This window comes from Rhabdothermincola sediminis (genome assembly GCF_014805525.1).
GTDB lineage: Bacteria > Actinomycetota > Acidimicrobiia > Acidimicrobiales > Acidimicrobilacustridaceae > Rhabdothermincola > Rhabdothermincola sediminis.
On record NZ_JACFSZ010000002.1, the window covers coordinates 213,012 to 239,378 of the forward strand.

25 protein-coding genes are annotated in these 26,367 nt (G+C 71.2%); 14 read left to right on the forward strand and 11 right to left on the reverse strand.

The genetic code is table 11. The features are described 5' to 3' along the window. Positions 1-21: 21 nt before the first annotated feature. Both HZF19_RS02610 and HZF19_RS02615 read right to left on the reverse strand, forming a co-directional pair. On the reverse strand, positions 22-750 hold the full coding sequence (locus HZF19_RS02610; protein WP_208027184.1) for an enoyl-CoA hydratase: 729 nt from the start codon (positions 748-750) through the stop codon (positions 22-24). Continuing rightward, complete coding sequence (locus HZF19_RS02615; RefSeq protein ID WP_208027185.1) at positions 747-1,547, reverse strand: enoyl-CoA hydratase/isomerase family protein; 801 nt, start codon at positions 1,545-1,547, stop codon at positions 747-749. The genes HZF19_RS02610 and HZF19_RS02615 overlap by 4 nt, the downstream gene beginning before the upstream one ends. A gap of 63 nt (positions 1,548-1,610) precedes the next feature. Between HZF19_RS02615 and HZF19_RS02620 the strand changes: the two genes are divergently transcribed. Together HZF19_RS02620 and HZF19_RS02625 are read left to right on the forward strand one after the other, a co-directional pair. Continuing rightward, positions 1,611-2,054 (forward strand): hypothetical protein, encoded by a 444-nt coding sequence (locus tag HZF19_RS02620; protein WP_208027186.1) that lies wholly within the window; start codon positions 1,611-1,613, stop codon positions 2,052-2,054. Further along, positions 2,054-2,707: a TMEM175 family protein gene (locus HZF19_RS02625; RefSeq protein WP_208027187.1), complete on the forward strand. Its 654-nt coding sequence runs from the start codon at positions 2,054-2,056 to the stop codon at positions 2,705-2,707. Before HZF19_RS02620 ends, HZF19_RS02625 begins: the two co-directional genes overlap by 1 nt. On the opposite strand, the gene HZF19_RS02630 is transcribed toward HZF19_RS02625, so the two are convergent. Beyond that, positions 2,679-3,878, reverse strand: a complete 1,200-nt coding sequence (locus HZF19_RS02630) for an MGH1-like glycoside hydrolase domain-containing protein (RefSeq protein ID WP_208027188.1) — start codon at positions 3,876-3,878, stop codon at positions 2,679-2,681. The genes HZF19_RS02625 and HZF19_RS02630 overlap by 29 nt on opposite strands. Before the next feature lie 33 nt (positions 3,879-3,911). Here HZF19_RS02630 and HZF19_RS02635 point away from each other — a divergent pair, with 33 nt between their 5' ends. The 10 genes from HZF19_RS02635 to HZF19_RS02680 all read left to right on the forward strand — a co-directional run bounded on the left by HZF19_RS02635 (position 3,912) and on the right by HZF19_RS02680 (position 11,949). After that, positions 3,912-4,940, forward strand: a complete 1,029-nt coding sequence (locus HZF19_RS02635) for a glycosyltransferase family 4 protein (RefSeq protein ID WP_208027189.1) — start codon at positions 3,912-3,914, stop codon at positions 4,938-4,940. Continuing rightward, entirely contained in the window at positions 4,937-5,188 is a 252-nt protein-coding gene (locus HZF19_RS02640; RefSeq protein ID WP_208027190.1) for a hypothetical protein, read from the forward strand. Before HZF19_RS02635 ends, HZF19_RS02640 begins: the two co-directional genes overlap by 4 nt. An 81-nt stretch (positions 5,189-5,269) precedes the next feature. Further along, complete coding sequence (locus HZF19_RS02645) at positions 5,270-6,388, forward strand: Zn-dependent alcohol dehydrogenase (RefSeq protein WP_208027191.1); 1,119 nt, start codon at positions 5,270-5,272, stop codon at positions 6,386-6,388. 92 nt (positions 6,389-6,480) lie between these two features. Further along, on the forward strand, positions 6,481-7,065 hold the full coding sequence (locus HZF19_RS02650; RefSeq protein ID WP_208027192.1) for a TetR/AcrR family transcriptional regulator: 585 nt from the start codon (positions 6,481-6,483) through the stop codon (positions 7,063-7,065). 46 nt (positions 7,066-7,111) lie between these two features. Further along, complete coding sequence (locus HZF19_RS02655) at positions 7,112-7,930, forward strand: hypothetical protein (protein WP_208027193.1); 819 nt, start codon at positions 7,112-7,114, stop codon at positions 7,928-7,930. Between the two features lie 15 nt (positions 7,931-7,945). Then, on the forward strand, positions 7,946-8,653 hold the full coding sequence (locus HZF19_RS02660) for an RDD family protein (RefSeq protein ID WP_208027194.1): 708 nt from the start codon (positions 7,946-7,948) through the stop codon (positions 8,651-8,653). Then, a complete protein-coding gene (locus HZF19_RS02665; RefSeq protein WP_208027195.1) occupies positions 8,650-8,967 on the forward strand; it encodes a DUF3039 domain-containing protein in 318 nt (105 codons plus the stop codon). Before HZF19_RS02660 ends, HZF19_RS02665 begins: the two co-directional genes overlap by 4 nt. Before the next feature lie 51 nt (positions 8,968-9,018). After that, complete coding sequence (locus tag HZF19_RS02670; RefSeq protein ID WP_208027196.1) at positions 9,019-9,312, forward strand: hypothetical protein; 294 nt, start codon at positions 9,019-9,021, stop codon at positions 9,310-9,312. Between the two features lie 97 nt (positions 9,313-9,409). After that, positions 9,410-9,637 carry a hypothetical protein gene (locus HZF19_RS02675; protein WP_208027197.1) on the forward strand — a complete coding sequence of 76 codons (228 nt, stop codon included), beginning with the start codon at positions 9,410-9,412 and terminating at the stop codon, positions 9,635-9,637. Then, positions 9,634-11,949, forward strand: coding sequence for a heavy metal translocating P-type ATPase (locus tag HZF19_RS02680; RefSeq protein WP_307781118.1), 2,316 nt, complete (start codon positions 9,634-9,636; stop codon positions 11,947-11,949). The genes HZF19_RS02675 and HZF19_RS02680 overlap by 4 nt, the downstream gene beginning before the upstream one ends. On the opposite strand, the gene HZF19_RS02685 is transcribed toward HZF19_RS02680, so the two are convergent. From HZF19_RS02685 to HZF19_RS02700, 4 genes are all read right to left on the reverse strand, one after another. Beyond that, positions 11,939-12,223 carry a metal-sensitive transcriptional regulator gene (locus HZF19_RS02685; protein ID WP_208027198.1) on the reverse strand — a complete coding sequence of 95 codons (285 nt, stop codon included), beginning with the start codon at positions 12,221-12,223 and terminating at the stop codon, positions 11,939-11,941. The two genes, HZF19_RS02680 and HZF19_RS02685, sit on opposite strands and share 11 nt — an antisense overlap. A 312-nt stretch (positions 12,224-12,535) precedes the next feature. Beyond that, positions 12,536-12,961, reverse strand: a complete 426-nt coding sequence (locus HZF19_RS02690) for an OsmC family protein (protein WP_208027199.1) — start codon at positions 12,959-12,961, stop codon at positions 12,536-12,538. A 68-nt stretch (positions 12,962-13,029) separates the two neighbouring features. Further along, positions 13,030-13,521 (reverse strand): hypothetical protein, encoded by a 492-nt coding sequence (locus HZF19_RS02695; protein WP_208027200.1) that lies wholly within the window; start codon positions 13,519-13,521, stop codon positions 13,030-13,032. Further along, positions 13,518-19,601 (reverse strand): C25 family cysteine peptidase, encoded by a 6,084-nt coding sequence (locus tag HZF19_RS02700; RefSeq protein WP_208027201.1) that lies wholly within the window; start codon positions 19,599-19,601, stop codon positions 13,518-13,520. Before HZF19_RS02700 ends, HZF19_RS02695 begins: the two co-directional genes overlap by 4 nt. Before the next feature lie 343 nt (positions 19,602-19,944). On the opposite strand from HZF19_RS02700, the gene HZF19_RS02705 reads away from it, so the two are divergent. Both HZF19_RS02705 and HZF19_RS02710 read left to right on the forward strand, forming a co-directional pair. Then, the gene (locus HZF19_RS02705; RefSeq protein ID WP_208027202.1) at positions 19,945-20,262 is read left to right on the forward strand and encodes a hypothetical protein; all 318 of its coding nucleotides are present in this window, start codon (positions 19,945-19,947) and stop codon (positions 20,260-20,262) included. Further along, complete coding sequence (locus HZF19_RS02710) at positions 20,259-20,711, forward strand: Coq4 family protein (RefSeq protein WP_208027203.1); 453 nt, start codon at positions 20,259-20,261, stop codon at positions 20,709-20,711. The genes HZF19_RS02705 and HZF19_RS02710 overlap by 4 nt, the downstream gene beginning before the upstream one ends. Before the next feature lie 45 nt (positions 20,712-20,756). On the opposite strand, the gene HZF19_RS02715 is transcribed toward HZF19_RS02710, so the two are convergent. The 4 genes from HZF19_RS02715 to cysS form a co-directional block, all read right to left on the reverse strand. Further along, the gene (locus tag HZF19_RS02715; protein WP_208027204.1) at positions 20,757-21,986 is read right to left on the reverse strand and encodes an acyl-CoA dehydrogenase family protein; all 1,230 of its coding nucleotides are present in this window, start codon (positions 21,984-21,986) and stop codon (positions 20,757-20,759) included. A 148-nt stretch (positions 21,987-22,134) separates the two neighbouring features. Continuing rightward, positions 22,135-23,541, reverse strand: a complete 1,407-nt coding sequence (locus HZF19_RS02720) for a DUF8689 domain-containing protein (protein WP_208027205.1) — start codon at positions 23,539-23,541, stop codon at positions 22,135-22,137. Positions 23,542-23,672: 131 nt separating this feature from the next. Continuing rightward, a complete protein-coding gene (locus tag HZF19_RS02725) occupies positions 23,673-24,941 on the reverse strand; it encodes an MFS transporter (RefSeq protein ID WP_208027206.1) in 1,269 nt (422 codons plus the stop codon). Positions 24,942-24,965: 24 nt separating this feature from the next. Continuing rightward, positions 24,966-26,318 carry a cysteine--tRNA ligase gene (cysS, locus tag HZF19_RS02730; protein ID WP_208027207.1) on the reverse strand — a complete coding sequence of 451 codons (1,353 nt, stop codon included), beginning with the start codon at positions 26,316-26,318 and terminating at the stop codon, positions 24,966-24,968. Positions 26,319-26,367 lie beyond the last annotated feature (49 nt).

Genomic DNA, 26,367 nt, shown 5'->3' on the forward strand with positions numbered 1-26,367 from the left:
GCGCGGATGGCTCGGCGCTGCTCATCGCCCCCGGAACTCCGGCTTGCGGCGCTCCCGGAACGCCGCGAGCCCCTCCTGCAGGTCCTCACTCGACCAGGCTCGGCGGAACGCATCCACGTAGGCATCCGGCGCGGGCGATACCGGTTCGGTGAGATTGAGGCCGAGCTTCAGCCCTTGCACCGTGAGTGGCGCCAGGGCGGCGATCTCCCCGGCCCAGCCCAGTGCGTCGTCGAGACCTCCCAGTCGCTGTACCAGTCCGAGCCCGAAGGCCCGCTCGCCGGCGAGCTGCTCGGTGGTGAGGAACATGGCTCTCGCCGCGCCCTGCCCGCACATCGACGCCGCTCGCTGCACCGTCCACCAATCGACCATCAGGCCGAGCTTCGCCGCTGGAACGCCGAACCGGGCGTCGGGGGTGGCGACGCGCAGGTCGCACGCCACCGCCAGCTGGGTGCCGGCCCCGAGCGCGAAACCCTCGACCGCGGCGATGGTCGGGAACGGCGCGTCACGCAAGCCCGCCAGCACCCGATTGAGGGCCTGCACGAACTCGGTGTCCTCGACGCCGGAGAGGTCGGCACCGCTGCAGAAGTGGCCACCGGCCCCGGTCAACACCAGCGCGCGCGATGCCGCCTCGGTCGCTCGACCGAGTGCGCCCTCCAGCCCGGCGAGCGAGTCCTGGTCGAGCGCGTTGCGCCGCTCGGGCCGGTCGATCGTGACGAGCGCGACGCGACCGCGCTGGTCGTAGTGGATCATCGGCCCGTCCAGCGAGGCGGTCGCTTCTCGGCGAACGCGGCCAGGCCCTCGGCGGTGTCCTCGCTGCCCGCGGTCACGGTGAGGAGGGTATGCAGCAGCCGGAGGGCATCGTCCGCCGCTTGGTCCCAGACGGCATAGAACGATTCGCGACCCAGGCGCATGACGGCGGGCGGCTTGGCAGCGAGGGTGGCTGCGAGCTCGTCGACGGTGGCGTCGAGCTGGTCGACCGGCACCACCCTGGTGACGAACCCGATGCGCTCGGCTTCCTCGGCGCTCACCCGGCGACCGGTCATCATCAACTCGAGCGCCTTCTTGGGCGGCATGGAGCGCACCAGCGGCACAGTGATCATGAACGGCCACAACCCCACGTCGATCTCGGGGGTACCGAAATGCGCGTCGTCGGCCGCGACGACCAGGTCGCACGCCAGGGCCAGACCCATGCCCCCCGCCAGCGCGTAGCCCCGCACCCGGGCGATCGTCGGCTTGCCCAGGTGCCAGAGCTGGCGGAACACGGCGGCCAGCTCCCCCCGGCTGTCGTGCAGGTCGAGGTGGCTCGCACCGGCGGCCATGCCGGTCAGGTCAGCACCGGCACAGAACGCCTTGTCGCCGGCACCGGTGAGCACGACGACTCGCACCGTGCGGTCGGCGGCCAGCTCAGCGAGCACCTGCCGCAGCCTGGAGACCATCGTCCAGGACAGCGCGTTGCGTCGCTCCGGCCGGTTCAGCGTCACCCGCGCCACACCCTCGGTGATCTGGACGAGCACCTCGTCGGAGCGGTCGGTGGTGGGTTCGGGCACGAGCCCGGACGTTACCGGTTCGGCATCCACCCTCGCGCCCGGCGGCCACCGTACCGTTTTCGCATGACCGTCTCCTCCAGTCCTCTCGCGATCGGCCTGGTCGCCGCCGGGCTGGCCGTGGCCGCCGTCTTCCTCGCGTTCCTGACCGTTCGCGGTGTTCGCCGCCGGGGTGGGCCGTCGACGAAACCGAGGCTGCCCCAGGGCGCCGACGCCGCCCTCTGGTCGATCATCGAAGCGGTCCCCGATCCCCGCAACCATCTGGCGCTGACCCGTGACCTCTCCGGTGAGGTGCGCGTCACCGACACCGACCGGGCCATGGCCGCTGCGGCCGCGGCGGCGGGTCACGACCGGCAGGCGCGGGAGCGGGCCGCGGCCAGGCCGCACATCGACGCCCGGCCCGTGATCGAGCTGCGCGACCGGGACGCCGAGGAGCGCCGGGCGCGGGAGAACCTCGAGCTCACCACACAGCTCTTCTTCGCCGAGGAGCCACGCCTGTCCCGCTTCTGATGGCCTCCGGCCAGCGCACCGCCGCGACCTCGCCCCGCTACGAACGGGGCAGCGCCGAGTTCGGTCGGGTGGTGTCGTTCGCCGACGGTGTGGCGGCCATCGCCCTCACCCTGCTCATCCTCGGCATCGACCTGCCTCGACCGACCGGTGACCCGGCCAGCGCGAACGTCTTCGAGCTCGTCGGGGACCTGAGCGAGCAGATCTTCGCCTTCCTGCTCAGCTTCGTGCTCATCGCGTTCTACTGGTTCGGTCACCACCGCTTCGTGGGCCGCCTCCGGGCCATCGACGGGGCGATGATCGCCTGGACCATGGTGTTCCTGCTGCTCATCGTGATCGTCCCCTTCGAGGCGCAGGTCATCGGCTTCTACGCCGGCAACGAGCAGGCGATCACGCTGTACGCGGGGTGGTTCGTGGTGTTCGGGGTCATCGACATCGCCGGCTACCTGCTCGCCAGGGCGCGCCGGCTGTTGCACGAGGAGCCCAGCCGTGAGGTCGTGCGCTTCGCCCTCATCACACGGGGGATCGCTCCGGTGGTGTTCGCCCTCTCGATCCCTGTGGCCTACTTGGTCTCGCCGGATGCCGCGATGTGGAGCTGGCTGGCGATCTGGCCGCTGTCGGCCCTGCTCACCCGTAACCCGCCCCCGGGCGCCTAGCCGATTGCTCGGCATCGGCAGCCACGACGGCAGCCAGCGTCGACCACGACTGCGGCACCGCCCCCAGCGGCTCACCGGTGTCGGGGTGCCAGTGCTCGGCGAACGCCGACCTGGTCGAGCCCAGCACGAGCATCTGTGCCAGCTCGGCACGGGCCGGGGAGCCGAGCCGGGCCGCCCCGACCCACGACAGGTAGGTGAGCTGCGGCCAGGACGAGCCACGCCAGTACGTGTACGGCTCGAACACGGTCTCGTCGCGATGAACCCCCGCCGGCCCGCACGGGCCGCCGTACCCCACAGGGTCGATCATCAGATCAAGCACCTGCCGGCCCCGATCGGGGTCGACGAGCAACGGCAGCAACGCGTCGAGGGTGCGGATCCGGCCCGAACCGCCACCGGCCGGCCCGCCGTCGATCCACGTCGCGAGCTCGCCCGACCACCGCCGGGCGAGCACCCCGGCCAGCTCCAAGGCCGTGGCCCGCATGCGACCGTCACCGGTCAACTCGGCCAACTCGAGGGCGTTGAACGCCACCAGGGCGTTGAACCCCGCGGGGGCGGCGCCGAACGCCGGGTTGGCGAGGGGTGCGCCGTGCCGGTCACGCACGATGGTGGCGAGGAGCGCGCCTTTCATCTTGTACCAGCGAGAGGGATCGAACCGCTCGCCGCACCAGTGGTCCCAGCGGGGGCTGTCGTCGGCACCCGACTCCCAGGGATGAACGATGGTGACCAGCCCGGACGCCTCGTCGCGAGCCCGACGGTCGAGGAGGAAACCGATCGCCGCCGCGGCCCGCTCCACCAGATCGCCCGGCACGCCGTCGGCGGCGCGGGCCAGGACGGCGAGCGCGTGGCCGTACATGGGTGGCTGGGTGATCGACGAGGTGGCAGCGCAGCCCCAGAAGCCCGCCAACCGATCATCCTCCCCGTACTGCACGTGGGGGACGAACCCACTGTCGTGCTGGTGGCGGAAGAGGTTGCGAAGCTCGGTGACCGCGCGCTGGTGCTCACCCAGATGGCACCACACGATGGCATGGAAGCAGGAATCCCACAGCCACTGGTACGGGTAGACCGAGGAGTGCGGGACGCAGAAGCCGTCGACGTGCCAGTGCCGCTCCAGCACGGCTCTGGCCTGCCGGTCGAGCTGGCCGAGTGCCGGTAGCGTGTCGCCGGGGCTCACCGCCCGAGCCGTCCCGGTACCCCCGACCGCATCGTGCCCACCTGTGCCTTCCTCTCGTTCCGCCTGGGACTCACCGACGGGGTGTCGGTGGTGGCCGACACCTGGATGGAGGCGCTGCGCCTGGCCGGGTTCGAGGTGATGACCGTGGCCGGCGAGGGCCCGGTCGACCGGGTCGTCGACGGGCTGGCGCTGGGCGCGACCCGACCGCCGAGCCAGCGCGCGCTGGATGCCGCGCTCGCCGACGCGGACCTGGTCGTGGTCGAGAACCTGCTCACGATCCCGATGAACCTACCGGCCTCACGGGTGGCGGCTGAGGTGCTCCGGGGGCGGCCGGCGATCCTCCACCACCACGACCCGGCGTGGCAGCGAGCCCAGTACCGGCACATCACCGAGCTCCCGCCCGACGACCCGAGCTGGCGGCACGTGACGATCAACCAGCTCACCCGACGCCAGCTCGCCCAGCGGGGGATCCGTGCGGTCACCATCTACAACGGCTTCGACACCCGGGTACCGGCCGGCGACCGCGACCACATCCGCGACGAACTGGGCGTGGCCCCCGGCGAGCGTCTCGTGGTCCATCCGGTGCGTGCCATCCCTCGCAAGCGCATTGCCGACGCGGTGGCCCTGACCGAGGCACTGCGCGGGATCTACTGGCTGACCGGCCCGGCCGAGGACGGCTTCGAAGCCGAGCTGGCGGCGATCCTCGGCCGCGCCCGCTGCGAGGTCATCCACCGACCGCTGCCGAGCGCCGCCGACGTGTACGCGGCAGCGGACCTGGTGGCGTTCCCCTCGGCGTGGGAAGGCTTCGGTAACCCCCCCATCGAAGCGGCGATCCACCGGCGTCCCGTGGCGATCGAGCGGTACCCGGTGGCCACGGAGCTCGCGGCGCTCGGATTCCGTTGGTTCGACTTCGACGACATCGAGACGATCGACCGGTGGCTGTCCGAGCCGGACGACGAGTTGCTCGACCACAACCGGGCGGTAGCGGAGCGCCACCTCTCCCTGGAGCGGATGGCAGCCGATCTCCACGACCTGCTCGATGAGACAGGCTGGGCTCCATGACCGACCCGGTGAGGCAGCGGCGAGCCCGGTGGGCCCGAGCAGCGAAAGCGGGCCAGCGGCTGGGCTACCTCTTCTACGCGGTCGCCACGGTGGCCTTCTTCGCCGGGCTGATCGGCGAGTTCACCGCCGGGACCGTGCGGCTGGTCGAGATCGGGCTGATCGGTGGATCGGTGCTCCTCGCACCCTCGATCCTCGTCACCTACATGGTGAAGGCAGCGGAAAAGGACGACCTCGAGCACGGGCGCTGAGCCGGCGCTCGATACGGACGCATCGAATTGCCGCCTCCCGTGTGCGGCGCGAGGATGCGCCGACCGCTCGGATCATCGACCATGGGGGAACCGGTCATGTGCAAGGCAGCTGTGCTCACGGGGGTCGGCACCCCACTCGAGGTCCGCGACGATGTCGAGCTGGCTCCACCCGGTCCGGGGGAGGTACGGATCCAGGTCGGGGCGTCGGGGGTCTGTCATTCCGACCTCTCGGTGCAGAACGGCACCATCCCGCTGCCCACGCCGATCGTCCTCGGGCACGAGGGTGCGGGCACCGTGGTCGAGATCGGCGAGGGGGTCACGAACGTGGCGGTCGGCGATCACGTCGTATGCTCCTTCGTCCCCAACTGCGGCGAGTGCTACTTCTGCACCCGGGGCCAGGGCTACCTGTGCGAGCGGAGCGGCATGGCGATGCTCGGGGGGCTGCTCGACGGGACCACCCGCCTGACCTCGCAAGGCGCGCCGCTGCACCAGATGGCCATGCTGGGCACCTTTGGCGAGGAGGCCATCGTGCCGGCCATCAGCGTGGTGAAGATCGACCCGTCCATCCCGCTGAAGGTGGCGGCGCTGATCGGCTGTGGGGTGCTCACCGGGGTCGGCGCGGCGATGAACACCGCCAGCATCCGTGAAGGCGACACCGTGGCGGTCATCGGCTGCGGCGGCGTCGGCCTCAACGTGATCCAGGGGGCCAAGATCGCCGGCGCCGGCGAGATCGTGGCGATCGACGTGTTCGACACCAAGCTCGAGATGGCCGACCAATTCGGCGCGACCCGCACCGTGAAGGCAGGCGAGCAGGATCCGGCCGCCGTGATCACCGAAGCCACTGGAGGGCGCTTGGCCGACACGGTCTTCGAGGTGATCGGCATCAAGGACACGATGCTGCAGGCACTCAGCCTCACCCGGCAGGGCGGCGAGGCGATCTTCGTGGGCGTGCCCCGGATGGACGTGATCCTCGAGCTGCCCGCAGCGCTCGAGTTCCTCTACCTCAACAAGACCATCAAGGGCTGCTGGTACGGATCGGCCAACGTCAACGACGACGTCCCCAAGCTGCTCGGGCTCTACCAGGAGGGCACTCTCAAGCTCGACGAGCTCATCTCGCGCGAGATCGGCGTGGAGGACGTCAACGAGGCCTTCGCCGCCATGCAGTCGGGCGAGGTGGCCCGCTCGGTCATCACCTACTGAGGACCTCCAGAGCCGCTTGCGCCGGCGGCGTTCAACGGCCCCTCGCGTGCTGGTTACCGTGGAGTAGCCATGCGCGCCCACCGGACCACTCCATGACCGCCCGCCTCCCTGCGGCGGAGCGCCGCCAGCAGCTGCTCGACGTCGCGCTGCGGGTCTTCGGCCAGCACGGGTACCACCACACCTCGATGAACGAGATCGCGGACCGGGCCGGCGTCACGAAGCCCGTGCTCTACCAGCACTTTCGCTCCAAACGAGAGCTGTACCTGGAGGTGCTGCGTGACGTCGGGGGGCGGCTGCGTGACGCGGTCGGCAAGGCGGTGGCCACCGCGGAGGGGCCCCGCCAGCAGGTGGAGAGCGGGTTCTTGGCCTACTTCCGCTGGGTGGCCGCGACCCGAGGGGGGTTCGACGTGCTCTTCGCGGGCGAGACCAGGCGCGACCGCGAGTTCACCGCCGAAGCCCTGAAGGTGGAGACGGAGGTCGCCGACGCCATCGCGCAGCTCATCGTGGTCGAGGGCCTCTCCGACGAGCGGCGGCGCCTGCTCGCCTACGGGATCGTCGGCATCGCCGAGACGACGTGTCGCCACTGGTTGTCGAACGAGCTCGAGCTCGACGTGGACGAGCTCGCGGCACAGGTGGCCGAGTTGGCCTGGGCGGGGCTGCGGGGTCTCCGGCCCTGAACGCCTCGCACCCGCTGCCGAGGGTGCTCCGCTACGGTCGCGGCCCGTGATCGTGGTCGTGACCGTCTTGGCCGTGCTCGTCGTCGCGCTGCTCGTCGTCGTGGCGACCGCCCGTTCAGCCCTCGCCACCGCGGAGACCAAGCTGGAGGCGCTCGAAGAGCGACTCGACGCCGCGACCTCCGAGGCGGAGGAGGCGGCCGCGGACGCATCGGAGGCGAAGGCGCGCGCCGCGGCAGCGCACGAGCGGGCAGACGCCGCCGAGCGGGAGCGGGCCTCGCTGGCAGAGCAGCTCTCCGCCGCCCGGGCCGCCGCTGAGCAGGCGGCACACGAGTCGGCCGAGCAGATCGCGGACCTCGAGCAGCAGCTCGGCGCGCTCCAGCGCGCCAGTCGGGCCACGCTCGATGCCATGGGCGTCTGGGCGCTCGAGACCGTCCGCCTGGATCGGCTCTGGCGGGACCAGGTCGCGGCCGGGGGCGCCGAGCCGTCCCCGCTGTCGACCGCGACCGACCCGGCGCGGGGGGCCACCGAGATCCTCGTGGCGGTGGTGCGGGAGACCGCCGGGACCCCCGTCGAGTTGCACTGGGAAGTCTCCGAGCCGGTGGCGCCCGTCCCGGGGGCTCGCCTGGTCCATGCGATCGAGGAGCTGCTAGGGGTGGCCCGCGCCGCGGACACCGCCGCCCTGCGGGTGGCCGGCGGCCCGGGTGAGCTGGTCGTGACGATGGCAACCGACCCGCCGTCGGCGATCCCCGACCACCTCGTGGCGGCACTCACCGCCGCCGGGCTGGACCTGACCTCTGAGGCCTCGAGCGCCGAGGTGACGGCACGCGTGCCGTGGCCGCCCGACTCGCCGGCGTGGGACGGGTGACGAGGGGCGATCGGCATGGACCCGACCAACGTCGTCGGTCGCCGAGTGGTGGCGTGGCTCGCGGACGGCTTGATCGATCTCGTGCTCGCGCTCGGGTTCGCCAGCCTGTTCGGCATCGATCTCCACCGCACCAGCACCACCGGCACGGTGTTCGACGTGGATCCGACCGGGGATCGTGCGTGGGCCGCCGTGGCATTGGTCGTGCTCGCCTGGGCGCTGTTCAAGTCGATCCTCGTCGCCTCCTACGGATGGACGCCGGGGAAGCTGCTGTGCGGTGTCCGCGTGGCCACCTGGAACGGCCGCCCACCAGGGCTGTGGCGCGCCATCGTGCGTGGCGGGACCATGAGTGTGCTGGGAGCCTTCCTCGGTTGCTTCTACTGGCTCGTCGGCGTGGCCTGCATGGCTCTGAGCCGTGATCACCGGCAGCCTGCCGACTGGCTCGCCGGCACGTTCGTGATCGACGCCGACTACCAGGGCCGGCTGATACTCGACGGCCCCCGCCACCCCGTCGCCGGGCCGCCGTCGATCACCCGCCAGGAGGCGGCAGCACTCCTGAGCTCCGAGCCGGGCCCCGCGGGCGCCGAGGCGATCGTCCCGCCCGGACCGAAGTCCGCCGAGCCCTTCTACGACCGCCGACGGGATACGTACGTCGTCTGGAGCGAGAAGCGGCAGACTTGGCTGCAGTTCGACAAGAAGACCGATGACTGGGTGGAGCTGACATGACCCCGACGACCGCGATCTCGACACCCGAGGCACCCACCGTCGCCGACCCGTTCGTCACCCCCGACATCTCCGACCCCGAGCTCGAACAGGGCCCGCCGGAGGTCGCGCACATCGTCCGGGTGGCGCCGGGTGAGAGTGCCGCGGCCAAGGTGCTCGAGGCTCGGGTGTCGGGGACGCCTCTCGAAGCGCTGTGCGGCCACGTGTGGGTGCCGTCGCGTGATCCGCGCCGGCTCCCGGTGTGCTCCCGCTGCAAGGAGGTCTACGACCTCTACCGTGCGTTCAACGACGGGCTGCGCGACACCCCGTCCGACTGATCGACAGACCTCGGTGGTCTGGTCTCTGCCCAGGCGGGGAAGGGGCAGCACATGCTCGGAGCACGCCTGCAGCAACGCAACGTGACGCTGGCACTCGCCGTCCTCGCCGTGTTGATCGTCGTCATCATGGTCCGCCGGCGGCGCTCGCGGCCGGCCGTCGAGGTCTCGCGCCCGCTCGAGGGGGACGAGCTGATCGATCTGCGGGAAGCGGCGACGATCCTCGAGGTGACGCCCGATCGGGTGGACGTGATGGTCGACCAGGGGATGCTGGAGCCCGTCGCCAGCAGGCGGGGGCCACGGTTCCGCCGGACGGAGGTCGAGGCCGTCCGCCTGGCCGGCGCCTGACTGCACTCCCCGTCAACCAGGCCCCCCACGGGTGGGCCTCGGCGGCCTGCTCGGGAAGCAGTTGGCAATTTATACCCTACCGGGGTATGGTGAGATCATGACCTCCGATCGAGACGGGGAGCGCCCTTCCCGCGGACCTGCTTCGCGGCTCGCCATGTTCGCCTTCCTCCTCGCCGCCGTCTTCGGCGGCGGCCTGGCGATCGGCCGAGCCGTCGGCCCCATCGACGAGCCGACCACCACCGAGCCCACCGTCGGGGTCCCCGCTCCGGATCCTCGTCCCGTGCCGGCGCCCACGCCGACCACCGGCCACGGTGAGCACCCGTGACCACCACCGAAGACCGACGTCCCGACGTCCGGGCGATCGATCTCGCCATCGAGGGCATGACCTGCGCGTCGTGCGCGGCGCGGATCGAGCGCCGGCTCAACGCTCTCGACGGCGTGGAGGCCTCCGTCAACTTCGCCACCGAGCGGGCCCGGATCCGCGCTCCCCGAGACCTTCCCGTCGAGCGCCTGATCACCGAGGTTGAGTCCGCGGGCTACACGGCTCGCCAACCCGGGCCGGTGGAGGAAGCACCCCACCCCCGTCGCGTCGACGCGCCTGCCGGTCCCCCCGGCGACCCGGTTCGGGCGTGGCGTGATCGGGTGCTGGTCTCGGCCGCGCTCACGATGCCGGTGCTGGCCATGGCGATGGTTCCGCGGCTGCAGTTCGACAACTGGCAGTGGCTCTCGCTGACCCTCGCCGCCCCGGTGGTGGTCTGGGGCGCCTGGCCCTTCCACCGGGCCGCGTGGACGAACCTCCGGCACGGCACTGCCACGATGGACACGCTCATCTCGATGGGCACCCTGGCGGCGTTCGGGTGGTCGCTGTACGCCTTGTTCTGGGGCGGTGCCGGGGAGCCGTCGATGCGGATGCCCTTCGAGCTGACCATCGCCAGGGATGGAGGGGGGCACGAGATCTACCTCGAGGTCGCGGCGGGCGTGACCCTGTTCATCCTGCTCGGCCGCTACCTCGAAGCCCGGGCCAAGCGGCGATCGGGGGAGGCGCTGCGGGCCCTGCTCGAGCTCGGGGCGAAGGACGTCGCGGTGCTGCGGGACGGGGAGGAGGTGCGCATCCCGGTCGAGGAGCTGCGGGTCGGGGACCGCTTCGTCGTTCGACCGGGCGAGAAGGTGGCCACCGACGGGGTCGTGGAGGAGGGCACCTCCGCCATCGACGCGTCACTGCTCACCGGGGAGAGTGTCCCGGTCGAGGTCGGGGAGGGCGACGAGGTCATCGGCGCGACCGTGAACGCCGGGGGGCGGCTGGTCGTGCGGGCCACCCGGGTCGGGACGGACACCGCACTGGCCCGGATCGCCCGCCTGGTGGAGGACGCCCAGACCGGCAAGGCGCCCGTGCAGCGCCTGGCCGATCGGGTGTCGGCGGTCTTCGTACCAGTCGTGATCGCCGTCGCCACCGGCACCCTCGGCTTCTGGCTCGGCGCTGGCGCGGGCGCCTCCGCCGCCTTCACCGCGGCCGTCGCCGTGCTGATCATCGCCTGCCCCTGCGCGCTGGGCCTCGCCACGCCCACCGCGTTGCTGGTCGGTACCGGTCGGGGTGCCCAGCTCGGCATCCTGATCAAAGGCCCCGAGGTCTTGGAGTCCACCCGGCGGATCGACACCGTGGTGCTCGACAAGACCGGCACAGTGACCACCGGCGACATGAGCCTGGTCTCGGTCACGGTGGCCGAGGGCACCACCGAAGCTGAGGCGCTGCGGCTGGTGGGCAGCCTGGAGCACGCGAGCGAGCATCCCATCGCACGAGCCATCGCCGCTGGCGCTCGGGACCGGGGCTTGTCATTGCTGCCCGTGGAGTCCTTCGCCGCACAGCGAGGGCTCGGTGTGCAGGGCGTGGTCGACGGCCACGCGGTGGTGGCTGGCCGGGAGGCGTTCCTCCGGGATTGGGCCGTGCACTTGCCCGCCCCGCTGCGCGCCGCGAAGGAGCTGGCCGAGGCCGCGGGGCAGACGGCGGTGCTGGGGGGCTGGGATGGGCAGGCCAAGGTCGTGCTGGCCGTCGCGGACACGATCAAGCCCACCTCCCCCGACGCCGTCGCCGAGCTCCGTCGTCTCGGCCTGCGCCCGGTGCTGGTCACCGGCGACAACGAGCGGGTCGCCCGGGCGGTCGCCGGCGAGCTCGGCATCGAGGAGGTGGTGGCCGGAGTCCTCCCCGAGGAGAAGGTCGAGGTGGTGCGCAGGCTCCAATCGGAGGGTCGGGTGGTCGCCATGGTGGGCGACGGTGTCAACGATGCGGCGGCGCTGGCGCAGGCAGACCTGGGGCTCGCCATGGGCACCGGCACCGATGTCGCCATCGAGGCATCGGACCTCACCCTGGTCAGGGGCGACCTGCGCAGCGCGGCCGACGCCATCCGGCTCTCCCGGCGAACCCTGGCCACCATCAAGGGCAACCTCTTCTGGGCCTTCGCCTACAACCTGGCGGCACTCCCGCTGGCTGCGGCCGGCCTGCTGAACCCCCTCATCGCCGGAGCGGCGATGGCGTTCTCGAGCGTGTTCGTGGTGACGAACAGCCTGCGCCTACGGCGCTTCCGCCCCCGCTCGGCGACCGCGACCTCCCCCGCCGCGGGCGACGGTGACCTCAGGACTTGAGCAACCGCTCGAACGCCTTGGTCGCCTCGGTGATCAGCTCGTCGGCGCTCGGGTCACCTCCTGAGGCCGCGGCGTTGGCGACACAGTGACGTACGTGCTCGTCCAACAGCCCCACCGCGACACTCTGCAGCGCCTTGTTCACCGCGCTGATCTGGGTGAGGACGTCGATGCAGTAGGCGTCCTCCTCGATCATCCGCTGCAAGCCCCGAACCTGGCCCTCGATGCGCCGCAGGCGCTTCAGGTAGTCGTCCCGCTTCATGCTGTAACCGCGCATCGTGCCTCCCAGGATCCGGGGTGGATCACACGATACCGGGGTTGGGTACAACAGTCGTGCCTGGGATCGCGGAGCGGCGACAGGCCCGGCGCAGCGTCAGGGCTCGTCCTTCAGTGGCCACCGGCGCTCGTGGTGACGATGCGGCCGACCCATCCTGGCCGACCTGGCGCTGCCCCGTCACGCCCATGGCCATCACCTGACCCAGCTACTGCTCCACGTCACCTGAGGGTACGAAGCATGCGGTACCGGCCACAGGGAACAAGGTCCCGGCCGCAGGCGGCAGGACGACCCCGACCCTGGGGGGCGGGCGCCTCAGGCCAGGCGGGCGTCGAGGGTGATGGTGGTGCCGGTGAGCGCCTTGCTCACCGGGCAGTTGGCCTTGGCGCCCTCGGCGGCCTCGGCGAACTGCTCGGCAGAGATCCCGGGCACGGTCCCCTCGACCGTGAGGTGCACGCCGGTGATCCCCTCGCCGGGTTGGAAGGTCACCTGCGCGGTGGTGGTCAACCGCTCCGGTGGGTTGCCCGCTTTGGCCAGCGCGCTCGACAAGGCCATCGAGAAGCACGACGAGTGCGCGGCGGCGATCAGCTCCTCGGGGCTGGTGCGCCCGTTGGGATCCTCAGCCCGTGACGCCCAGGTCACGTCGAAGGTCCCGATCCCCGAGGACTCGAGGCTCACCTGCCCCGCTCCCTCCAGGAGCGAGCCCTGCCATTGCGTCGTTGCGGTGCGTGTCGTCGCCATGGGACGACAGCCTACGAACCAGCGCGTCGGACCAGGAAACCGCGCCCGCCCCGCCGCTCCGTCGCCGCCTACGAGCCGGTCTGCAGCACGATGCGGAACACGTCGTACACGCAGGACTCGGGGACCGTCATGTCCGGGAAGTCCACGACGTTGACCGGCCCGATGTCGCCCGGTACACAGCGGACCGCGCCCGGCGGCGAGCTGCCGGCGCAGGTCTCCTCGGCGCTGGCGTCGACGATCACCGCGCCGATGTCCGAGAAGGTGGCCTGCATGCCCTGGCTTGCGTCGAAACCGTTGTTGAACACGATCGACCAGTTGAGGTCGACCCCGTTGATCGGTGGCAGCAGGCCGTCGACCCAGCCGGCCGGGTCGCAGCCGATGGTCGAGGCGGTGGTGAGCACCGCGTTGCCGTCGAGGTCGAGCTCGACGTACCAGGTGACCGGCGCGGCGCCAGCCGGCACCGTGACGACCTGGGGCGCCACCCACGCCGCACCGCCCACCACCGCAGCTCGGCGCAGGAAGCTCCGCCGGTCGGTGCGTGGGAGCGACGCCGCGCTCATTGGAGACCTCCCGCGCCGGGCACGGGCAGGGCGGGATCCCCGAGCATCGTCCAGCCGAGCTGGATCTCGGCCAGCCCTCGCTGGGAGCTGGCCAGCCCCCGCTTGGCGGACAGCACCGCTTCACCGAAGGTCGAACCGCCCGCCGCCAGCCGATCGGTCATGAGCCGGGCGAAGATCACGTCACTGGTGGCCGAGGTGAGGGTGACCGCGCCGAGCACGGCCGCCGCACCACCGGACCCGGGGTGGGTCAGCAGACGGTGGGCGAGCGTGTCGGCACTCGGCAGCACGTAGTACGCATTCCAGCACCCGTAGAGCACCGCCGCGGTCGGCGCCGCGGCCGAGGTGGGAGGTCCAACGTCCCGGCTGGCGAAGAAGCCGGCCGGGCCGAGCTCTCGAACCCCCGAGTGACCGATGTAGGAGGTCAGCGCCGGGCCCTGCGCCAGCCCAGCGAGCAGCGCCTGCCGGGCGGAGCTGACACCGCCACGAGCGATGTCCGCTCGGGTGATCGTCCAGCCCGAGAGCCGCCCGGCCAGCTCGTCGTTCAACCCGGCGAGGTCGAACCCGTCGACCTGGTCGGAGACCAACAGGGCGGAGCGGCGGGCACCCGCCGAGGAGGCGTAGGCGACGGTCTTGGCCACCATGGCCTGCATCTCCTGCGGGGTGCGGGCGGGCAGGCGCCCGAGCGCGAGGTCGGGGATGCCGTCGCCGTCGACGTCCGCGTACGCCGCGTCCAGCGGGGCGAAGTTGACCCCGCCGAGTCCCACCGGGCCGTACGGCGAGGGCACCAGGCTGAACGAGCCGTCCCTGTCGAAGTCCCGGTAGTCGTAGTTGTCCGCGCCGGCCAACAGCACCCAGCGCACCCCGAGCGCCCGCTTGGCCTCCGCCACGTAGGTGTCGATGGCCTTCGCGTCGACCATCCCGTACCCATAGGCCTGGTAGATGTCCGCGACGTCCACCACCTTCACCCGCCGACCCTGCGACTGGTGGAACTGCACGAGCGGCTCCAACGACGAGGTCAACCCGGCGTGGGTGATGACCAGGTAGTCGGCGGGGCCCCGCAGCAGATCGGCCGGTCGCCGGGCGGCGCTGATCGCCGGGGTGCGGAGCGCGGCCGCGGGCACCACCGCCAGATCGAGCCCGCCCGGAGCGACCGCCTTGTAGGTCCCCGGTTCCGAGGGATCGGCGACGATGCGGGCCTTGGCCAGCAGTGCCGGCTGGCCCTGATCGTCGAAGCGCACCACGGTCGCAGCCGGGTCGGGCAGCCCGCTCACCTCGACCCGCCCGGGAACCGTGCGCAGGCGCAACGCCTGCGCACCGCCGGCGGTGCGGCGGGGGTAGCGCAGCTCGATCCGGTCGAGGGCCACCATGTCGAGGGGCACGCCGGTGTCACCCACCAGGGTGACGGTCACCTCGTTGGCTCCTTCGACCAGCAACCCGTCCGGTACAGCCATCTCGAGCGTCGGCGCTTCGGCGTCGTCGAAGTAGGTGTCGGTGAGGAGCCGGCCGTTGAGCGCGATCCGTACGTGGTGCTCGTCGGGCACCGGCATCCGGGACAGGCCCCACAGGCCCACCGCGAGCACCGCGTCCCCCTGACCGGCGGCTGGGGCAGAGACCTCGACGGTGCGGCTGACCGATCGCGGCCGGCCCCGAGCACTGAGCAACTGGTCGTACCAGGGGTCAGAGCCGGGAGCGGTGACCGAGTAGGAGCGCTGCTGCTCCACCTTCACCGTGGCCACGTAGCTCGGTAGCGCCGGGCCGTCGGGCACGTCGGTGCGGTCGGTGCCGATGCGGAGCGCCAGCTTGCGATCGAGCTGGAGCTGGTAGGTGGCCACGCCGGTGTAGAGCGTGTCGACCGGCGCCCCCCAGAAGGTGAGCACCGTGTCCGGGCCGACGGTGGTGCCCTTCCCATCGACCTTGACGGCGACCGGCCGACCGCCGACGGTGAGAGCCAGCTTCGACTTCGCCACACCGGTGAGATCCACCCCCGCGGCCGCCAGGTCGGCGGCGGTGATCCGGTAGAGGCCTTCAGCCGGCACCTCGATGTTGGCCACCACCCCGCTGGTGTTGGGCGTCACCTGCACCACCGGGGGTGCCGGGGTGGCGGTGGCGAGTGCCTGGCTGGTCGCAGCCCAGTCGATGGGAGCCGGCGGCTTGGGATCACCCCACTCGCCGCCCACCCGGAACGGGCCGTGCAGATGGGTGGTGCCGTCGAGGTCGATCGCCTCGAGCCAGAGGTCGGTGGCGTCGGTGGCGACCACCACCTTGTAGCTCTGCGAGCTGGTCGAGGTGGGCTGCTCGCTCGGTACGAGCTGCGAGGTGAGCCGCTCGTACTCGCCGGGGCCCCGTCCCGCGTAGACGTTGAAACCCAGCGTGTCGATCTCCTGGGAGGTGCGCCACCGCACCAGCACGCCGCTCGCCGTGCGCTTGGAGGAGAACCACGCCAACTCGACGGGCAGGGCCGTGAGCGCGGTGCTGAAGTCCTCGACCTCACCGTCGATCGACTGACCGACCGATTCGGCCACGCCGCCGGCGACGGAGCTGATCCGGAAGCGGCTGTAGATGAGGTCGCCGATGGCGTAGCCCGAGCCGTTGGTCCCGAAGTCCGGGACGTTCACGGTGACGGTGTAGGCCCCCGGCCCGGTCACGTAGCCCAGCGGCGAGAGCCCGGTGCTGGCGGAGACGAACCGGGAGGGGTGGAAGATCGACTCGTTGGTGTCGAATTCGCCGTCGTTGTCGAAGTCGAACCATCCGTTCACCCAACCGCCGGCGGGCACGCCGGTGACGGTGAGGTCGATGGTCATCGTCGTGCCACCGGCGATGCCGCTGCCCCCGTTGATGACCACACCGTCCTCGTCGTCGAGGTCGTGGGTGTCGTCACCCACTGCCGGAGTCGTCCTGCTCACCGCGGCATAGGCATCGGCCTCCCGGTCGATGAGTGCTCCCAGCCGAGGACCGGACAACGAGTATCTCGCCCGCGCGCCGTCGGAGGCATAGGTGGTGCCGTAGTCCTCGGACGCGTCACCGAAGTCGAAGCACACCACGCAGTCGGTGTGGTCGTCGGTGTCGCTCAGGGGGCCCGAGGTGGCGGTGGCGGTGTTGACGATGTCGAGGGTGCCGGGCGGCAAGGGGTTCTTGACGGTCGCGGTCACGATGATGGTCGCCGTCTCCCCCGGCAACAGGTCAGGCAGCGTGGTGAGGCTCGGTGGGGCCCCGCCGGGAACGGTCACCGGCACCCGGTCAGCCAGGGTGAAGGTGATGTTGTCGGCGTAGAACAGGTCGTTCTGCTCGATGCTCTGGGTGATGATGAACCTGATCTCGACGGCGGTGCCGAACACCGCTGCGGGATCGAGCTGGAAGGTGTGGGTCACGTAGCTCGAGCTGTTGCAGCCGCTGTCGAAGGTCTGGAGGGTCTGCCACAGCGCGCTGGCGTCCGGCCGGATCTCCAGCGCCACCGAGTCGCCCGTGGGGTCGATGCCACTACAGCGGATGCCCACGCTCAGCGAGGCGCGCTCGTAGCTGGTGAAGTTCCCGGCCACCCGGCTGATGGATCGGCCCGCGCCACCGGTCGTGCACCCGGTGGTGGTGCATCCCATGCGGATCGCCCGGGTGGTCACACTCGGGTCGGCGACGTTCTGGATGCCCCCCGTGCTGTAGATCGGTGGGGTGGTGAGGTCGCCGTCCTCCTGCCAGGAGCTCGCGGCCCACGACATGGAGCCTGTGGAGCAGCTGTAGGTGGTGCACTGCAGGTCGTCGGCGATCGTGCCCGCGCTGACGCTGTCGAAGCGGTGCACGGTGGTGGACACCCAGTCCAGCTCGGCGGGGAACGAGTCGGTGACCGTGACCGGCGCCAGCACGGCGGTCCCGTTGTTCGTGACCGAGATGGTGTAGGTGAGCGGGTCTCCCGGGCCGAGCGGTCCGGTGGCGTTCGAGGTCTTCACCAGGTCGAGTGAGGGTCGCTGCACCGGCAGGTCGGAGGTCGCGACCGCTTGCGCCTGGTCGGAGGTGACGGTCACCCGGTTGTGCACCCGACCGTCGAGGGTGTCGAGGGGCTCGTTGATGGTCACCAGGAACCGCACCCACACCGTGGACCCCGGCGCCAGCGTGCCGAGGTGCAGGCCCCCCTCGTCGAGGGGGTAGACCGTGGTGTACGGCGGCACCCCGTGATCGGGCACCGGGGTCGGTCCCCATCCCGTATCGAGGGTCGTCGATCCGGCAACGTAGGTGACCCCGGCGGACAGCGGGTCGTCGAGGACCGTGTTGGTGAGCGCGGTCGCGCCCGCGTCACTGACGGCGACCTCCCAGGCCACGGTGTCACCCGGGTCGACCCGGCCGTCGCCGTTGCGGTCGCCGACCAGCTCCCAGTCCTTGCCGGCGACCATGATCGCCGCCGGGAGGATGGCGGTGCCGAGATCGAGGCCCGGCTGGGCCACCGGCGCGTTCGCCGGGTCCTCACCGTAGGCCGCGGCGATGACCGTCCCGTCGCAGGTGAAGATCTTGGCCCCGGTCATGATCCCGTCGTCGTAAGGGGAGCCGTCGGCCGTGGTGTCGGTGATGCGGCGCGACTGGAGGGCCGCGATGGGAATGGCGGCGTCGTAGCGGGCGATGCCGTCGCATGGTCCGGTGTGCGGGGTGACGCTGAGGCCTGTCGTGGGGTCGCCGTCGAAGTCGACGTAGAGGGTGGTGGCGGACGTCGCGGTGACCCACACCGGGCTGGCGTTCAGGTCCGGTGTGAATCCCGGCTGCCAGGCCGGCGCCCACCCCACCGAGACCGCCGGGGTGAGGAAGTCGACCGGCAACGGCGCGTAGCCCCAGTCGAAGTCCTGGGTGCGGTTGCCACTGGTGGTGTCCGGGGCGTTGGCGCCCACCAGCGCGACGGCTGTGAACGGCAGCGGGGCCGTGAGCAGCCCGGCCGAGCCGACCGGGGTGTTCAGCACCACTGGGCGGGCCGTCAGGCCGGGCACCGAATAGGGAGTCGAGCCCGACGAGGTCTGGACGGTGATGGTGAGCAGCGCCGGGTAGGGGTTGAACAGGTACACCACCGTCGCCTGGTTGGCCACCGGTGACCCGGCGGACGCGAGGTAGGCGGTGCTGAACTGGTTGGTGGGGAACAGCTCGATGAAGCTGATCTCGTAGTTCGCGCCGATGTCCGCGACGTACAGGTCCGCCTGCACCGGCTGCGTGGTGTTGATGGTCGCTCCCTGGAGCAACCCGCCGTCCACCAGCACGGTCTCGCCCTGGTCGAGGGTGGTGATCACGTCAACCGGGTCGGTGAGGACGCCGTTGGCGTTGGTGTCGATCTCCACCAAGGTGTCGTCCTGGGCGGCCATCACCGATACGCCGGTGTACTCCGCGGGGGTCGAGTTCGGCACCGGTAGCGGTGTGTCAGGCCCGATGGGCACGACGAAGGAGGTGCCGAAGCGGGTGGTGTCGTAAGCCGAGACCGCGCCCGAGGCCAAGGCGTCGGCTTCACCCCAGCCGACGTTGGCCACCGCCAGGCCCCGGGTCGAGGCAAGCTTGTCCCGGCCGTCCCAGTAGACCTGGGCGGGGTCACGGGCCAGCGGGCTGCCGGACAGCGGGATGCCGGAGGGCACCGCGGAGACGGGGTCGGTTGTGCCCGGCCGGCGGGAGTTGTTGAGGGTGACCACGCCGCCCGCGGGGATGATGTCGCCGGTGCAGCTCGGCGTGCAGAAGGGGGTGACGTCGCCGTTGGTCAGGTCCCCGTCACCCCACACCAGGGTGGCGGCGGCCCCGGTGGTCTGGGTGCGGTCGTTGATGGTGGCCTCGTAGCCGTTCTCCCAGTGGTCGTAGTAGATGATGGTGCCGGCCGCGGCGGCGGTGAGAGAGATGGTGGTGAAGGCGGTAGTGCCGATGGCGGCGGGCAGGCCGGTCCCGTTGCGCAAGGCGGTGAGATAGTCGTTCTCCGCCATCGGGACGTAGAAGGTGAGCAACGGCCGCGGTCCGGGCGCGGCAACCGCTCGCCGGACGTCCAGGCCGACGACGGCCACCACCGCCACCAGCTGCGCCAGCACCAGCACCAGGACCGCTCCGCGGCGCGCCCGCCGACGTTCCCTCCCCGTCATCCGACCACTCCTGTTCGCCCTTCGGATGATCCAGCGGTCATGACCGGCTGGAGGAGGCACGGTGCCGCCCCGAACGCGGGCCGCTCACAACTGAAGATCATTCACTTAACCGCGTTTCGGACGATACCGCGGGTGGGACGACGCGGCAGGCGATACCGGCGGAAATGAGGCGTTCACCCCCCACGAATGAGGCGTTCGACTCTCTGGCAACTCTGCCGAACGTCCTACCCCGGCGAGCCGACAGCCCCGCGTTCCGTCCCCGACGACGGCCCAGCCGACTGCGTGGCGTCGGTGAGATGATCTTCGACGGTACGGCCGAGGCGGCGAGAGCGATCCTGGGGCGATGGCCTCGATCGCCCGGGCGGACAACGACGGCGCCCTGAGCGATGCCGACGTGGCCGCGATCACCTTGGCAGCGGCCATCCTGTTCCGCCTCGAGGAGCCGGTCGGCCTCCGGGCGCTGCCGGCCATCGAGACCGCCGAGCTGCGCCGCAACCGCGAGAGCATCACCGGTGAGCGGGTCGAGGACACCGGGAGCTACGGCGAGTGGCTGATGCCCTACCGCACCCACCCAGACCCCGACCTGGTGGCCCGCTACCGCGCCCTGGCCGAGTGCCCCCGGGCTCCTTCGGTCACGAGCTCACCCGGTTCTACGCGGTGAGCGGATTCAGCTTCCCCGGGGAGCCGGACCCACCCACCGAGCAGTTCACGACCCCGCACGACTTCGCCCACGTACTGTCCGGCTACGACACCTCGGTGCAAGGTGAGCTGCTGGTCAGCACGTTCACCGCCGGGATGCACCACCTCGAGGGTCTGGCCGGCCACATCCTGCCGGTCATGGTCATCTGGCAGCTGGGCATCCCCCTCACGGAGCTGGCGGGCAGCACCACCGGAGCGCTCGACGCCCGCAAGCAGTGGGTCGCCTGGACCCGAGGAGATGCGACCACCGCCGACACCTTCTCGTCGGGCTGGGACTTCTGGGCCCACGTCGACAAGCCGCTCGAGGAGCTACGAGCGGCGATGGGCGTCCCGCGCTGGACCCGGCCGACACGGCCGACGGCAAGTACCCACCTTGGTACCGCCCCAGCGCCTGAGCGCCTGAGTGCCTGAGTACCCTGCCCGACGGCAGCAGGGCTCGGCCGGGGCGGATCAGCCCTACTCGACGCGCAGGCCGGAGATGGCCCGGGCGATCACGAGCTGCTGGATCTGCTCGGTGCCCTCGAAGATGTCGTAGATCTTGGCGTCCCGGTGCCAGCGCTCGACGGGGTACTCCTTGACGTAGCCGTACCCACCGAGGATCTGGATGGCCCGCTCGGTGATCCACACCGCCACCCGGCCGGCCTTGAGCTTCGACATCGAACCTTCGGCATTGCGGTACTGGCCGTTGCGGGACAGCCACGCTGCTCTCCAGACCAGCAGGCGGGCGGCGTCGAGCTCGGTGGCCATGTCGGCGAGCATGAACCCGATGCCCTGGTGCATGACGATCGGCTTGCCGAACGCCTTGCGCTCCTTGGCGTAATCGAGCGCGTACTCGTACGCGGCCCGGGCGATGCCGATGGCCTGCGCGCCCACCGCGGGGCGGGTGGCTTCGAAGGTGGCCATGGCCGGCTGCTTCCCGCTGGACACTTGCGGGTTCTTCAATGCCTCGCGGGCCCGGGCCAGCTTCTCGTCCAGCTTCTCCTTGCCGCCGAGCAGGCAGCTACCGGGCACCCGCACGTCCTCCAGCACCACCTCGGCGGTATGGGAGGCGCGGATGCCGAGCTTCGAGTACTTCTGCCCCATCGACAGCCCCGGCGTGCCAGGGGGGACGACGAAGCTCGCCTGGCCCCGACTGCGCAGCTCGGGATCGACGGTGGCGACCACCACGTGCACGTCGGCGATGCCGCCGTTGGTGATCCAGGCCTTGGTGCCGTTGAGCACCCACTCGTCCTTGGCCTCGTCGTACACCGCCCGGGTACGCAGCGACGACACGTCGGAGCCCGCGTCGGGCTCGCTCACGCAGAACGCCCCGAGCTGGACCTTGTCGGCGGTGCCGTAGCACTGGGGCACCCACTCGAGGATCTGCTCCGGGGTGCCGTTGCCCAGGATGCCCGCCGCGGCGAGACCCGACCCCATGATGGCCAGGCCGATGCCGGCGTCACCCCAGAAGAGCTCCTCGGTGGCGACGGGCATCGACAGCCCCGTGGAGTCGTTCATCATGATCTGGGCCATGAAGTCCATGCCGTAGAGGCCGATCTTGGCCGCCTCTTGGACGATGGGCCATGGATACTCCTCCCGCTCGTCCCACTCCGCGGCGGCGGGACGGATGACCTCCTCGGCGAAATCGTGGACCCACTTCTGGAGCTGCAGTTGGTCTTCGTTCAGGGCGAGCGAGAAATCGGACATGACACCGGCTCCGATCTGATGTCCAGTGGGTACTCCCGGTAGAAGTTACCCCTCAGTAACATCACGCTAACCCGGCGGCCCGGCGCGTGCCAACCGGACCGAGGTGGGCCTCCGATCACGCCAGGCCGCTCGGCGGCCGACCAACCGATCAGAACGCCACCACCGCGGGCGCAGCAGCGACACCCGCGCTGCCGTCCGGCCCCTGCGCACCGGGGCCGGCACCCGACGTGCCGGGCCACTCCAGCACCTCGCCTCCCGGGGGATCCGGGGTGAGGAACTCGCCGTCCGCGTCGAGATCCACCTGCTTGCTGGCGTTCGTGAAGTACAAGGCCGCGATGCGGTCGACCGCCAGCCGGTCGAGCACCGGCGGGACGCCCTCGTACTCGCTGACCGCCACCAGCAACCGGCACACCGATCGTGGGAGGTACGGGCGCAGGTCGCCGTCGCCGAGGCGGTGGCTCACCTCACGCAGGTACGGGCCCGACTCGTCGAGCAAGATCACCCCGTACCGGCTGGCGGTCCGCCGCAGCACCTCGTCGAACTGGGCCGGGCCGATGGCCGGGATCAGGACCTTGTTCTCGATCCGGCGGAAGAACGCCTCGTCACCGAGGCTGGCCGGATCGAGGTTGGTCGAGAACACGACCTTGGCATCGAAGGGGATCTCGAACTTCAACCCGTAATCGAGTGTCAGGTAGTCGATCCCCCGGTCGAGCGGCACGATCCAGCGGTTCAGCAACGCCTCCGGCGACAGTGCCTGCCGGCCGAAGTCGTCGATGACCAGGATCCCGTTGTTGGCCTGCATCTGCAGTGGCGCCAGGTACACGCCGCTGCTCGGCTGGTAGGTGAGATCCAGCATCCCGGCCGTCAGCTCGCCCCCGGTGATGATCGACGGTCGCTCGCACAGCACCCACCTCGGGTCCAAGCCGGCGGGTTGCGGGTCCACCGCGTGGTGAACCACCGGGTCGAACACCGTGATGAGCTGCGAGTCGACCTCGACCGCGTGGGGGATGAGCACGCCGTCGCTGTGGATGCGGATCAGGCGCTCCGCGATGCTCGACTTGCCGGTCCCCGGCGGGCCGTAGAGGAACAACGCCCCGGCCGAGCAGGACGCGGGGCCGAGCTGGTGCAGCAGCGCCCGGCTCACAACCAGGTCGGCGAAGGCCCGCTCCATCGTGGCCCGGTCGACACGGGGCTCCGCGTGCTGGCGCGACACCGTCGCCCGGTAGTCCGCCAAGCTCACCGGCAGCGGACCCACGTAGCGGCTGATCTCGAGCCGCTCCCGGGCGGTCTGCCGACCCAGGTCGCTCAGCACCACCTGGTAGTCGCGCCCGTCGAGGCCCTGGACCTCCAGGTAGCGCAGGTCGCGCAGCTCCTCGATCAGCTCCGAGGCGACGACCGGGCTGCAGGCCAGGGTCTCGCTCAACCGCAGGGTCGACGTGCGGCCGTCGGTCAGCGCCCGACGCAACACGAGGTCGTGCACCAGTCCTCGGGGCACGCCGAGGCCGTCGATGCTGTGCGGGGGCGCAGGCAGATCGGATGGGACGTCGATGGGCACCGCGTGCTCCTCCTCGTGCCCGCATCCTCGCCGTCCCATGGACCACGTCGGCCGGCGACCTCGGCGACTTGAGTGAACGCTCGAGAACAACCGCGGCCGCGACCGGCCCGCCGACGGGCTCCGTCGCGGTGTCAGACCTCCCTCGAGGGGGACACCGCGGCCACGACGCTGGAGGTCGTCGAGCTCGGTACCAGCGTCACCGCCACACCGGCCAGCACCGCACCCAGCACGTACGGTGCGCCCACCCCGACGTGCTGGAACAGCACCCCCGCCGCCACCGGACCCACCACCCGGGCCACGCCCCCCGCCGATTGCTGCCAGCCCAGCCACTCGCCCCGCTTCTCCCCCGCCAGGGACGACACCGCGGAGGCGAGGGTGGGAGTGATCAGCCCCTGGCCGGCGACCAGCAGCGCCAGCGCGGGCACAAGGCCCGCCCAGCCTGCGTCGACCGCCAGCAAAGCCAGACCGGCGGTGTTGGCCACCAGTCCCCACCGGAGGGTCCCCGCCTCGCCGAGGCGGTGGGTCACCGGGCCGACCAGCCCCACCTGCACCCCCACCAGGCCCAGACCGATGACGGTGAACACCGCCGCGGTGGAGGAGATGTGCAGGTCGAACCGCCGTTCGGCCAGCAGCGAGAACGTGGCCTCGAAGCCGCTGAAGGCCACCATCCCCACGAACGCCACCACGATCAACCGCACGATGGCGGGCACGTCCAGCGCCTTCGGGGTGGCGAGGTGGGCCGGCTCGGCGAGGCCCGGCCCGTCCAGGGCCGGAGCAGCGGCGATGGCCTCCGCGTCACGCTCGGCGGGCTCGCCGCGGTGGCGGGACCGGGTCTCGGGCAGGCGCTTGATGGCCACCAGACCGTTCACGAACGAGATGGCCGCAGCGACGAAGAACGGGATGTGCGCGCCACCGAGGCCGGCCAGCGCGCCGATGGCCGGCCCGGCCACGAACCCCACCCCGAACGCCGCGCCCAGCAGGCCCATCAGCCGGGCCCGGTCGCGGGCCGGCGCCACGTCGGACACCGCGGCCTGCGCCACCGAAACGCTGGCCCCCGACGCACCGTCGATGATGCGCCCGAGGAACAGCACCCCGATCGACCACGCGGCGCCGGTGAGCAGGCTGCCGACCGCGGTGCCGAACAGCGACACCAGGATGACCGGCTTGCGTCCCACCCGATCCGAGACCTTCCCCCACACCGGGGCGAACACCAGCTGGGCCAGCGAGAACGAGGCGAACAGCAGCCCGATCACGGTGCCGGACACGCCGAAGCGCTCCGCGTACTGCGGGAGGATCGGCACCACGATGCCGAAGCCGACGAGGTCGATGGCGACGGTGGTCCAGATGATCCCGTAACCGGCGGGTAGCGCTCCCCGAGGCCTCGTCGACGACCGCTCCACGACCGTCAGGCTACGGCCGACCCTTCAGGCCGGGCGAACCTGGGTGCCCGCGGGCGTGTCCTCAACCACGAAGCCCCGGGCCTGGATCTGGTCTCGCAGCGCGTCGGCGCTGGCCCAGTCCTTCCGGGCCCGGGCGTCGTCTCGCTGGCGGGCCAGCTCCAGCACCTCGGGCGGCACCTCGCCGGAGGTCTCGTGCAGCTCGAGGCCCACCGCCCGGCAGACCTCGCGCACCGCGGCGGCCGCGGCAGCCGCGGCGTGGACGTCGCCGGCGTCGAGGGCCTGGTTGCCCCGCCGCACCAGCGAGAACAACACGTCCATGGCGGCCGGCGTGTCGAGGTCGTCGTCCATGTGCCGGCGGAAGGCGTCGAGCGCCTCGGCATCCGGCGTGGCGGGTGGCAGGTCCGCGGTGCGGCGGGCGAAGGCGTCGAGGCGCTCGAGCGCGCTGGTGGCCGCGTCGATGGTGGCCTTGTTGACCTCCACCGGTGAGCGGTAGTGGGACTGCAGCACCAGCAGCCGGTAGGAGCGGGGATCGGTGGATTCGACGAGGTCGAGCAGGTTGGTGAAGTTCCCGAGCGACTTGGACATCTTCTCGCCGCCCACCTCCACGAACCCGTTGTGCATCCAGTGGTGGGCGAAGGTGTGCCCGGCTGCCACCGCCTGTGCCCGTTCGTTCTCGTGGTGGGGGAAGGCCAGGTCCTGGCCACCACCGTGCAGGTCGAAGCCGTCGCCCAGCAGGTCGAGCGACATCACCACGCACTCCGTGTGCCAGCCCGGCCGGCCCGGCCCCCACGGCGACGGCCAGGCCGGCTCGCCCGGCTTGGCCTTCTTCCACAGCGCGAAGTCGATGGGCGAGCGCTTCTCCTCGTTCGCCTCCACCCGCGCCCCGACCCGCAGCGAGTCGATCGACTGGCGGGCCAGCAGGCCGTAGTCCGACACCCCGCTGGGGTCGAAGTACACCCCGTCGGAGGTCTCGTAGGCGACGCCCCGGTCCATGAGCTCGGCGATCAGCTCGACCATGCGATCGACGTAGCCGGTGGCGTGGGGATCCTCCGTCGGGCGCTTGACCCCGATGGCGTCCATGGCCTGGTACCAGACCTGCTCGTACTGCTCCGCCACCTCCTGCGCCGAGCGGCCCTCGTCGTTCGCGCGCTGGATGATCTTGTCGTCGATGTCGGTGATGTTCGACACGTACCGCACCTCCAGCCCCGACCACTCCAGGTAACGGCGGAGCACGTCGAACACCAGCGAGAACCGGCCGTGGCCCAGGTGCGGCGGCCCGTAGACGGTCGGTCCGCACACGTACATCGACACCACCCCGTCGTCGCGCAGCTCGAGAGGGACGACGCGGCCCTCAGCAGTGTCGAACAGGCGCAGCACGGCCCGCATGCTAGAACGAGGCCGCGGACGCGCCGGCTACCTTGGCGAC

Bases quoted from the DNA above. Each gene is read 5' to 3' on its own strand.
- HZF19_RS02610 (WP_208027184.1), bottom strand. From the start codon at position 750: ATGATCCACTACGACCAGCGCGGTCGCGTCGCGCTCGTCACGATCGAC.
- HZF19_RS02620 (WP_208027186.1), top strand. From the start codon at position 1,611: ATGACCGTCTCCTCCAGTCCTCTCGCGATCGGCCTGGTCGCCGCCGGG.
- HZF19_RS02625 (WP_208027187.1), top strand. From the start codon at position 2,054: ATGGCCTCCGGCCAGCGCACCGCCGCGACCTCGCCCCGCTACGAACGG.
- HZF19_RS02640 (WP_208027190.1), top strand. From the start codon at position 4,937: ATGACCGACCCGGTGAGGCAGCGGCGAGCCCGGTGGGCCCGAGCAGCG.
- HZF19_RS02645 (WP_208027191.1), top strand. From the start codon at position 5,270: ATGGGGGAACCGGTCATGTGCAAGGCAGCTGTGCTCACGGGGGTCGGC.
- HZF19_RS02650 (WP_208027192.1), top strand. From the start codon at position 6,481: ATGACCGCCCGCCTCCCTGCGGCGGAGCGCCGCCAGCAGCTGCTCGAC.
- HZF19_RS02660 (WP_208027194.1), top strand. From the start codon at position 7,946: ATGGACCCGACCAACGTCGTCGGTCGCCGAGTGGTGGCGTGGCTCGCG.
- HZF19_RS02665 (WP_208027195.1), top strand. From the start codon at position 8,650: ATGACCCCGACGACCGCGATCTCGACACCCGAGGCACCCACCGTCGCC.
- HZF19_RS02670 (WP_208027196.1), top strand. From the start codon at position 9,019: ATGCTCGGAGCACGCCTGCAGCAACGCAACGTGACGCTGGCACTCGCC.
- HZF19_RS02675 (WP_208027197.1), top strand. From the start codon at position 9,410: ATGACCTCCGATCGAGACGGGGAGCGCCCTTCCCGCGGACCTGCTTCG.
- HZF19_RS02685 (WP_208027198.1), bottom strand. From the start codon at position 12,223: ATGCGCGGTTACAGCATGAAGCGGGACGACTACCTGAAGCGCCTGCGG.
- HZF19_RS02690 (WP_208027199.1), bottom strand. From the start codon at position 12,961: ATGGCGACGACACGCACCGCAACGACGCAATGGCAGGGCTCGCTCCTG.
- HZF19_RS02695 (WP_208027200.1), bottom strand. From the start codon at position 13,521: ATGAGCGCGGCGTCGCTCCCACGCACCGACCGGCGGAGCTTCCTGCGC.
- HZF19_RS02700 (WP_208027201.1), bottom strand. From the start codon at position 19,601: ATGACGGGGAGGGAACGTCGGCGGGCGCGCCGCGGAGCGGTCCTGGTG.
- HZF19_RS02705 (WP_208027202.1), top strand. From the start codon at position 19,945: ATGGCCTCGATCGCCCGGGCGGACAACGACGGCGCCCTGAGCGATGCC.
- HZF19_RS02715 (WP_208027204.1), bottom strand. From the start codon at position 21,986: ATGTCCGATTTCTCGCTCGCCCTGAACGAAGACCAACTGCAGCTCCAG.